This is a genomic window from Dissulfurispira sp., from assembly GCF_036745535.1.
Taxonomy (GTDB): domain Bacteria; phylum Nitrospirota; class Thermodesulfovibrionia; order Thermodesulfovibrionales; family Dissulfurispiraceae; genus Dissulfurispira.
The window spans coordinates 24,272-33,371 of record NZ_DAIOFX010000008.1 but is presented as its reverse complement, the minus strand read 5'-3'; the positions used below and the strand labels follow the sequence as shown (position 1 = coordinate 33,371).

9 protein-coding genes are annotated in these 9,100 nt (G+C 43.1%); 2 read left to right on the top strand and 7 right to left on the bottom strand.

Features of this window, described 5'->3' with window-relative positions:
* The 3 genes from V7L97_RS03225 to V7L97_RS12860 form a co-directional block, all read right to left on the bottom strand.
* Positions 1–1,018: FecR family protein (locus V7L97_RS03225; RefSeq protein ID WP_333653363.1), on the bottom strand; the 1,018-nt coding region annotated here is incomplete at its 3' end.
* Between the two features lie 12 nt (positions 1,019–1,030).
* Complete coding sequence (locus V7L97_RS03220; protein ID WP_333653361.1) at positions 1,031–2,584, bottom strand: tetratricopeptide repeat protein; 1,554 nt, start codon at positions 2,582–2,584, stop codon at positions 1,031–1,033.
* Between the two features lie 66 nt (positions 2,585–2,650).
* Positions 2,651–2,779 carry a DUF559 domain-containing protein gene (locus tag V7L97_RS12860; protein ID WP_442891737.1) on the bottom strand — a complete coding sequence of 43 codons (129 nt, stop codon included), beginning with the start codon at positions 2,777–2,779 and terminating at the stop codon, positions 2,651–2,653.
* Between the two features lie 278 nt (positions 2,780–3,057).
* Between V7L97_RS12860 and V7L97_RS03215 the strand changes: the two genes are divergently transcribed.
* Together V7L97_RS03215 and V7L97_RS03210 are read left to right on the top strand one after the other, a co-directional pair.
* Positions 3,058–4,152: an HD domain-containing phosphohydrolase gene (locus tag V7L97_RS03215; protein WP_333653359.1), complete on the top strand. Its 1,095-nt coding sequence runs from the start codon at positions 3,058–3,060 to the stop codon at positions 4,150–4,152.
* Positions 4,149–4,916: a 3',5'-cyclic-nucleotide phosphodiesterase gene (locus tag V7L97_RS03210; protein WP_333653358.1), complete on the top strand. Its 768-nt coding sequence runs from the start codon at positions 4,149–4,151 to the stop codon at positions 4,914–4,916. The genes V7L97_RS03215 and V7L97_RS03210 overlap by 4 nt, the downstream gene beginning before the upstream one ends.
* Before the next feature lie 14 nt (positions 4,917–4,930).
* Here the strand turns inward: V7L97_RS03210 and V7L97_RS03205 are convergent, their stop codons facing one another.
* The 4 genes from V7L97_RS03205 to V7L97_RS03190 all read right to left on the bottom strand — a co-directional run bounded on the left by V7L97_RS03205 (position 4,931) and on the right by V7L97_RS03190 (position 9,034).
* Positions 4,931–5,599 (bottom strand): riboflavin synthase, encoded by a 669-nt coding sequence (locus V7L97_RS03205; protein WP_333653357.1) that lies wholly within the window; start codon positions 5,597–5,599, stop codon positions 4,931–4,933.
* 4 nt (positions 5,600–5,603) lie between these two features.
* On the bottom strand, positions 5,604–6,218 hold the full coding sequence (gene lepB / locus V7L97_RS03200; protein ID WP_333653356.1) for a signal peptidase I: 615 nt from the start codon (positions 6,216–6,218) through the stop codon (positions 5,604–5,606).
* Between the two features lie 88 nt (positions 6,219–6,306).
* Positions 6,307–8,097, bottom strand: a complete 1,791-nt coding sequence (gene lepA / locus V7L97_RS03195) for a translation elongation factor 4 (RefSeq protein WP_333653355.1) — start codon at positions 8,095–8,097, stop codon at positions 6,307–6,309.
* Between the two features lies 1 nt (position 8,098).
* Positions 8,099–9,034 (bottom strand): ROK family protein, encoded by a 936-nt coding sequence (locus V7L97_RS03190; RefSeq protein WP_333653354.1) that lies wholly within the window; start codon positions 9,032–9,034, stop codon positions 8,099–8,101.
* Positions 9,035–9,100: the final 66 nt, after the last annotated feature.

Sequence of the window (9,100 nt, the reverse complement as noted above, 5' to 3'; positions counted from 1 at the left end):
CCCACGCGTATGAGCCGTTCATACTTAAGTTATAATATCCGCCTTCAAGGATTGTCTGGTTGAATGTGCCAGATATGGAACCGCTCTGGATAACTGCTGCAGTTCCCTCAGTACTACTACCACTACTTGACACACCGAACCAGTGTATCGCTCCATCCAGTATATTTGCTGAGACATTAAATGTCTTGTTAAGTGTGATATCCGTAATGGGCAAAGGCGGAGGCGGAGGCTTCATAGCAAACCCATCTGGCTGTGGGGGCAAAGGACCTGCTGGAGGCGGAGGAGGCGGCACATCAGTCGGTGGCGGTGGAGGTGGTGCTTTTTCATCCTTTGCTACTGTAGGTTTCACGCCTTCTTCCTGCTGCTTATATTCCCTCTCTCTATATGGTCTCTTTACAGGCGCCTCTCCATGAAATATCTCTCCAACCCTACCAGGTGTTACTATTACTGAGCCGAGCGGATTGGAATATTCTATTATGCCGTCTTTAACATATACCCTCTCAACACCATCTGTGTAAAGTATTCCCTCTGTGCCTCTAACACCTGCCACTGCTGTCTTTGTCTTCATCTCAAATTTGCTTCCTTCAGCAGGATAAACAGGCTTTGGAATTTGAAAACCTATCCTTCCCCTGTAAAGCTTTAGCGATGCTGCCCTCTTTTCACCTTCTGGCTTATACAGATATTCATCTACTCCAAGCCTTGATTTTGGACCAACAGACATAACACTCTGGTCAATAAATGTTATCTCTGCCTTTCCATCACTTTTTGTCCTTAAAATATCTCCTACATTAACAGCATCTCCCACTTTTATAGGCTCAGCCTTAACTGCCCCTGCCCTAAGAATATCCACCCTGCCTTCCACCTTTGTTATCTTGCCAGCTATTTGGCCAGCAAGTTGTGCCTCTGCATTGCCAGTGAATAGTGAACAGTGAATAGTGAATAGTAAAAAAAGGCAAAAGGCAATGGGCAATAGGCAATAAGTTTTAATAAGTAGTTCTTTACTCTGTATCCTTATCATGGCTTACCTCCCTTAAAACCTGTACTCCAGGCTTAATGTATAAAGGTTTTTCTTGTATTCGTAGACAGCTATATTGGAAAGCGTCTTCAAATGGGTATATCCCACGCTTATATCCAGCGGCTTTAAGATTGTATAAGTCAAAGATGCCTGAGCTGTGTAATTATCGTCTTTTCTCGTATTCCTCGGGATTTTTTTATAAATAGAATGCACGTTCGAGTAATTCTGGCGGTATGCCTCTGCAAAGATGTTTGCCCTGAACTTATTGTCTATAAAGGGGTATAAAAGACCGCTCGACACCTTCACGCCGGCATAATCCCAGTTCGGGCCGTCAGCGTCATTGATGTCTCCCTCCAGTCTTACATTAAACAGGCCATTGCCTTTTTTAAATGTATAGATATAGCCGACACCTAATGAAAAATAACTTGCATCCCTGTCCTCTGCCTTGTTGAGATACGCTCCAAATTTCCTTTTATTGTATTCAAAATTAAACTCGTCCTTCCTGTATTTAAAGAAGACCTGCCCCAGATTGTTGCCCTTGATAATAAATGTATATGATGGACTGATAGTAAATGACTGTTTGTACTTAATGTAGTCGACTTCAAGATAATTATAAGAAAGCAAGAGGCTTGTCACACTGGTTTCTGTGTTATAAGAGGGCATTATAGAGAATGTATGACTTACTGTGTCCTGACTGAAGACCTTTTCTGTTCCATTTTTCTTATTGTAATCGCTTTTATCATGCTGGGTGATATTAAGGGAATAAGATGCCTTCATGTTCCATGGCCCCTTTTCATAGACAGTATATTCACCGAGCAGCGAATACAGCCTTTTCCAGTCTTCCTGTTTTGTTATATCAACGAGGGATTCATCTATTGGATTTGCCAGGGCATTGTCGTCATACTGAAGGCCAACACCTAATATAAGTCTGTAAGGAGGAGGCATCTTTTCTATTGCCTCAAGATAGTCCTTTGAAAACAATGCCCAATCGGATGTTGGGTCTACTGTCATTAATCCTTTAAATGCTTCCTTGGCCTTTTTAAACTCCTTTTTCTGAACATAGACTGTAGCGATCTGAAAATCTGCCTGCTGTGTCAGTGAAGTGTCAAGCTCCTTTGCTTTTTTAAATGCCTCAACTGCCTCTGTGTTTTTCTTTAATTTGATGAGTATCAAGCCTTTTAGATAATTGGACTGTGCAGGCCTGACGCCTTCGTTTATGGCTGCTTCAATAATAGTTAATGCCTCTTCATAACTCCCTATGCCATACAAAACATCTGCAAGCAAAAACTTTACATCTGCTGCCTTTGGGTCAAGTTTGAGGGTCTCTTTAAAAAATTTTACAGCCTCTGAGTAATTCTGTATCTCCCGATGGGTAAGACCGAGATAGGATGTTATTTGTGGGTCCGTAGGTTTCTCTCTGTATGCCCTTTCAAAGAGTATAAGCGCCTCTTCGTAATTTTCAGCCTTGAATTCAGCAATGCCCCTGCCAAAGAAATCTTCAGCGGCAAAAACTGAATAGGGGCAAATTAAGAAAAAAACCACTCCAACAAGAAATATTAATTTTTTCACAATTTATCCTCCAATAAACCTCAGTATTGTCAAAAGTTATTTCCCCTCTCCCCTTGTGGGAGAGGGTTAGGGTGAGGGGTTAAAAGTAAACCCCTCTACTTGCCTATTCCTGAGATGTTCCCATAAATACCGCTCTGTATCCGTAGAGTTTTTTCTGAGTGTTTTAGCTATATCTATCAGACTTCTAACCCCCATCCTCGCCCTCCCCCCCATCAAATGGAAGGGCACTTTGTGTGTATCCCTCCCCCCATCAAATGGAAGGGTTTCTTTTATATTGCAACATGTTTTAAGGTGCTTTTTCATAAAACTTTTGACATTACCTAAATCTATCGTTATATATATCACACCGCACTATAAAATGCAAATGAAAATTACCCTTGCCGGTGGTCATAGCATGAGCATTTTATGTCTTTGTTTGTTAGAGAGGAAAAATTAGTCAATTCTATGAAAATTTATGCTAAAATTTAACCATTATGACAACGGATGGTCCTGAGAGGATAAAACAGCTCAATACATTAATAGAATTATCTGCCATTATTAATTCATCCCTTGATATTGCGGAGATAAGAAAGAGGGCCATAGAGGCTGCTACAGAACTCGTAAATACAGAGGCAGGCAGCCTGCTGTTCTTAGACGAGGAGACAGGCGATCTCTATTTTGATGTGGCCATCGGGGAAAAGGGAGAAAAGGTCAAGACCATACGCCTTAAAAGTGGCCAGGGAATTGCAGGTTGGGTCGCAGAGCATGACGAGCCTGTGATTATAAACGACGTCCAAAACGATCAGCGTTTCTTTAAGACTGCCGACGAAAAGAGCGGCTTTGTAACCAAAAATATGATATGCGTGCCTGTAAAAACAAAAGACAAACTTGTGGGTGTGCTTCAGGTAATAAATAAAAAGGGCGCGTCCTTTAATACAGGCGACCTCGAACTGCTGACAGGCCTTTCCCATCAGGTCGCCGTAGCAATAGAAAACGCACGGCTTTATGATGAATTGAGGGAAACCTTTTATGCAACAATTCATGCCCTTGCAGAGACCATAGAAAAAAGAGATCCATACACAGCAGGACACACCAAGAGGGTGATGAATTACAGCCTTGCTATTGGAAGAATGATAGGGCTCTCAAAAAAAGAAATGGAAAACCTTAAACTTTCTGCTATCCTTCATGATATAGGAAAGATCGGCATAAGGGATGATGTGCTGCTTAAAAACGATAAATTGACATCGGATGAATTTAAGAAAATAATGATGCATACAGTATTCGGGGCAGAGATTCTTAACCACATAAGGCAGTTAAAGAGCGTGGTGCCCGGTGTGAAATACCACCACGAAAAATATGACGGCTCAGGTTATCCGGATGGCATAAAGGGTGATGATACACCAATTGTTGCGAGGATAATTGCTGTTGCCGACACATTCGATGCAATGACAACAGACAGACCTTACAGAAAGGGGCTGAGCCTTGATACTGCCTTTGAAGAATTAAAAAAACATGCGGGTACGCAGTTCGACCCTGATGTGGTCAATGCCTTTTTTAAGGCGTATAAAGAAATGGAGATAGCAGTATGAGGATAAAAGTACTTGGATGTTCCGGCGCAGAGTTTCCAGGTCATAATCCGCCAGGGTTTCTACTGGACGAAGAGATATTGTTCGATGCAGGCAGCCTTACCAATGTCCTCGACAAAAATGCTCAAGCAAAGATAAAGGATATATTCATTACCCATGCACACCTCGACCACATAAGGGGTATCTCATTCCTTGCGGACAATATAATCGTTGCAAAAAGGAAACAGCGAGTAAACATTATCAGTATCCCGTCTGTGATAAAGACCATAAAGAAAAACCTCCTGAACGATTCCCTCTGGCCCGATTTTACGATGATACCGGATTATAAGAATGCTGCGCTGAGATACAGGGAGCTAAAATCAGGCAAGTCAATGAGAATAAATGATTATAAGATTACAGCATACAGGGTCACTCATTCTGTCCCGGCAGTTGGATACTTGGTAGAGGATGCAAAGAATAAACGATTTTTTTATACAGGCGACACAGGCCCTACCGATTCCACGTGGAAAAAGATAGGAGACAAAAAGATTCATTGCCTGATAATCGAGGTCTCTTTTCCGAGCGGCATGAGGGATATGTCAATAATGACAGGACATCTTACGCCACAGTTATTGAAAGAAGAGTTAATAAAGATCAAACAGATGCCGGAGCAGATATGCATTACGCATCTAAAACCACAGCACTTCAAGACCATTAAGAAAGAGTTGGAAAGGCTTAAGATAAAAAACCTGCGGTTGCTGAAAGATGGAGATATAATCAGGATATAGCCAGTGACCAGTAATTAGTCTATAAATCCTGATTTCTTGAGTGCTGACAGAAGTTCTGGGTTTTCTTTTGCCCCTGACTCCTGACTCTTGATTCTTGACTCACTCAAGAACTTTGCCACATACTTCCCGAGGATATCCGGCTCGAGATTGACTGTGTCTCCAACATTTTTAAACCCTATTGTCGTCAGCTTCGCTGTGTGAGGAATTATCACGACACTGAATGCATCCTTTAATACATCCACGACTGTCAGGCTTATGCCGTCAACTGCAACAGAGCCTTTCTCAACAAGATATCTCAATACATTATCCGGCGCTTCTATCTCGATCCTTAAAGCATTACCCAATGGAGTTTTGCTTCTTATTTTTCCTATATCTTCCACATGGCCTACAACAAAGTGCCCGCCTAATTTTGAATTCGGCCTGAGGGAAGGCTCAAGATTAACCCTGCCGCCCCTCTTGAGATTTCCGAGGTTTGTGTTCTTCAGGGTTTCATAGGAAACATCGAAGGAGAGGATATCCTTTTCCATATTCACCACAGTAAGACAAACACCGTTTATGGCAATGCTGTCTCCGGGTGCTGCATCTTTTACAACCTCGGAAGCCTTTATAGACAGCCGTGCGCTCTCTGTCTTTTTCTCAAGAGAGACCACTTCGCCAAGTTCTATTATCAATCCGGTAAACATGGCATTAATGTATCAGTTTCCCTATCCTTCCTAATCTCGGCATTTTTTTCATATTATCCCATGACCAGTATATTATAAACGCCTTGCCTTTTACTTCCTTCATGTCCACATAGCCCCAGTACCTGCTGTCGTAGCTCTGATCCCTGTTGTCTCCCATAACAAAGAGCTTATTCTTTGGCACAAGATAGGGGCCAAAGTTGTCCCTCGGCTCTATAGTGCCAGTACGCATAGAATTGGCAGAATTATCAGTATGCTGCACATAGGATTCATTTATTGGATTTCCATTAACATATATTATTTTCTTCTTTGACTCAATTATATCGCCTTCAACTGCAATAACCCTTTTTATGAAGTCCCTGCTCGGGTCTTCAGGGTACTTAAAGACAACAATATCCCCTCTTTTCGGTTTTGTAAAAATGAGTATCCTGTTATCGGAAAAGGGCATCTTTGTGCCGTATATAAATTTATTTACAAGAATGTGATCTCCAATCAGGAGGGTTTGAAGCATCGATCCCGACGGAATCTTGAATGCCTGAACAACATACGTCCTGATAATAAGGGCCAGTATTAATGCAGTACCAATGGTCTTTGTGTATTCCCATAATTTACTCTGTTTCATGTTTCTTCTTTTGAGTAATTAAGTAAATGAGTATATGAGTGAATGGGTCTACGAATTAAAAATATTTTCTCATCCACCCATTCACCTATTATTCCTTAACCTGCAATACAGACAGGAACGCCTCCTGTGGTATCTCCACCTTTCCGATCTGCTTCATCCTCTTTTTCCCTTCCTTCTGTTTCTCGATAAGCTTCCTCTTCCTTGTTATATCTCCGCCGTAACACTTTGCAAGGACATTCTTTCTCAGCGCCTTTACGCTTTCCCTTGCTATAACCTTCCCGCCTATGGCAGCCTGGATGGCGATCTCGAAGAGTTGTCTCGGAATAACCTCTCTCAATTTTTCTGCAATCTGCCTGCCCTTATAATAAGCCTTGTCCTTATGCACAATCAAGGAAAGGGCATCCACAGGCTCTCCATTAAGCAGTATATCGAGCTTGACGAGGCTGGATTCCCTGTATCCGAGGAATTCGTAATCCATAGATGCATAACCCTTTGAGACAGACTTAAGCCTGTCGTAAAAGTCCCATAGTATTTCGTTCAGAGGCAGCTCGTACGTGACCATAATCCTGTCCTGGCTTATATAGCTGAATTCCTTTTGTATGCCCCGCTTTTCCTGACAGAGATCAAGTATCTGGCCTATGTAAGTCTGCGGTACGAAGATCGTTACCTTTACAAAAGGCTCCTCTATCTTCTGGTATCTATCGGGAAGGCTGCTCGGGTTATCCATATAGACCTCTTTGCCGGCCATGTCAGTTACCCTGTAAATAACCGTGGGCGCGGTGCTGATAAGCGAGAGCTCGAACTCCCTTTCGAGCCTCTCCTTTATTATCTCCATGTGGAGGAGCCCAAGAAATCCGCACCTGAAGCCGAATCCGAGGGCAGACGATGTCTCTGGCTCGAAGCTGAAGGATGAATCATTGAGCCTCAGCTTTTCGAGGGAGATCTTTAAGTCTTCATACTGGTGCGTCTCGATAGGATAAAGACCGCAAAAAACCATGGGTTTAATCTCTTTGTATCCCGGCAAGGGCCTTTCCGCAGGATTGCCTGCATCTGTTATCGTGTCTCCTATTTTTGTGTCTCCCACATTCTTTATGCCTGCAATTATATAACCTACCTCGCCTGAAGAGAGCTGTAATGCCTCCTGCATCTTGGGCGTAAATACACCAACCTTTGTAACCTCGTACTCCTTGTCTGTTGCCATTAATTTTATTTTCATGCCAGGACGTATTACCCCGTCAAATATTCTGACAAGGACCATGACCCCCTGATAATTATCAAACCATGAATCGAATATCAATGCCCTGAGTGGGCTTGCATCGATGCCTTTCGGAGGAGGTACCTTTTTTACGATAGCCTCGAGTATTTCCTTTATGCCTATTCCCTCTTTTGCACTTGCGAGGATTGCTTCCGAGCAGTCTATTCCGATGGCATCTTCTATCTGACCTTTAACCCTTTCAGGCTCTGCGCCGGGCAGGTCTATTTTGTTAATGACAGGGATTATCTCATGGTTATGCTCAACAGCAAGATACGTATTAGCAAGGGTCTGTGCCTCCACTCCCTGTGTGGCATCGACTACTAAAAGACTTCCCTCGCATGATGCAAGGCTCCTGGAAACCTCGTAGGAAAAGTCAACATGTCCGGGCGTATCGATGAGATTCAGTATGTAAGAATTTCCGTCATCCGCATTATAATTCAATCTTACGGCATGGGCTTTGATCGTGATTCCTCTCTCCCTTTCGAGATCCATGGAGTCCAGCACCTGCTCCGTCATCTCCCTTGAACTCAACGCTCCTGTGAGCTCCAGAATCCTGTCTGCAAGGGTGGACTTGCCGTGGTCTATATGGGCGATAATTGAAAAGTTTCTTATATTTTTAGACATATTAAATCCTGCACTCCTCAAAAACAAGTTTAGCTGCACCAATAATGCCTGCGTTGTCCCCTAAAGATGAGGGAATTATTTTTACCTTGTTGTAAAGTTCTTTCAATGCCCTTTTTGAAGCCTCCTGTATTGCTGCTTCAACATAGATGTTCCATGCACCTAAAAGTCCTCCTGTAAGAATAATTGCATCTGGGCTTAATATGTTTACCAGATTGGCAAGGCCTATGCCGAGGCTCTTTCCAGCCTCCCTCAGGACTCTCCTTGACAGGGGATCTCCCTCAAGGGCGGCTTTATAGATATCTTCGGCATTGATTTTATAAAAGTTTCCATTGTACATGCTTTTTAAGATACTGCTGCTTCCTTTTTCTATCTCGGATACGGCATTCCCTATAATAGCGCTTGCCGATGCATAGGATTCAAGGCATCCCACATTGCCGCAGGCACACGGCTGCCCATCGGCTTTGATGCTCATGTGCCCCGCTTCTGCTGCCACAGGCAGCAATTTATTGTTCATTACTATGCCGCCGCCGATGCCGGTGCCCAGCGTGAGGATTACAAAATCTTTGAAATCCCTTCCAGCCCCTGCGCACTTTTCTCCATAGGCAGCAGCATTGGCATCATTCTCCATAACAACACAGGTCTTATATCGGCTTTTGATCTCTGATTCCAGATTCACACCAGTAAGTCCTGAAATGTTAGGCGACCTCAAGACAATGCCAGCATCCCTGTCGATTATTCCTGCAACAGCAATCCCTATGCCGCATATCTGCTTTGCATGCCTTGAATACATGGAATCTATAAGCTTATGAATAACCTCAACAGGTTTGCTACCGGTTGATTCCTTTGCCTTCGATTCCACCTCGCCGCTGCTGTTAATCAATGCAGCCCTTATATTGGTACCGCCGATGTCTACGCCGATGGCATAGTTTTTTGCCATTATCTTCTCCTCTTGCCAAAAGAATTTTCCGGGGAATTTTGGGGAATCTATTTATTATAGCAGACT

What these genes read in the sequence shown, in the direction of transcription:
- V7L97_RS12860 (WP_442891737.1), bottom strand. Translation starts at nt 2,779, where the DNA reads ATGGGGGTTAGAAGTCTGATAGATATAGCTAAAACACTCAGAAAAAAC.
- V7L97_RS03215 (WP_333653359.1), top strand. Translation starts at nt 3,058, where the DNA reads ATGACAACGGATGGTCCTGAGAGGATAAAACAGCTCAATACATTAATA.
- V7L97_RS03210 (WP_333653358.1), top strand. Translation starts at nt 4,149, where the DNA reads ATGAGGATAAAAGTACTTGGATGTTCCGGCGCAGAGTTTCCAGGTCAT.
- V7L97_RS03205 (WP_333653357.1), bottom strand. Translation starts at nt 5,599, where the DNA reads ATGTTTACCGGATTGATAATAGAACTTGGCGAAGTGGTCTCTCTTGAG.
- lepB (WP_333653356.1), bottom strand. Translation starts at nt 6,218, where the DNA reads ATGAAACAGAGTAAATTATGGGAATACACAAAGACCATTGGTACTGCA.
- lepA (WP_333653355.1), bottom strand. Translation starts at nt 8,097, where the DNA reads ATGTCTAAAAATATAAGAAACTTTTCAATTATCGCCCATATAGACCAC.
- V7L97_RS03190 (WP_333653354.1), bottom strand. Translation starts at nt 9,034, where the DNA reads ATGGCAAAAAACTATGCCATCGGCGTAGACATCGGCGGTACCAATATA.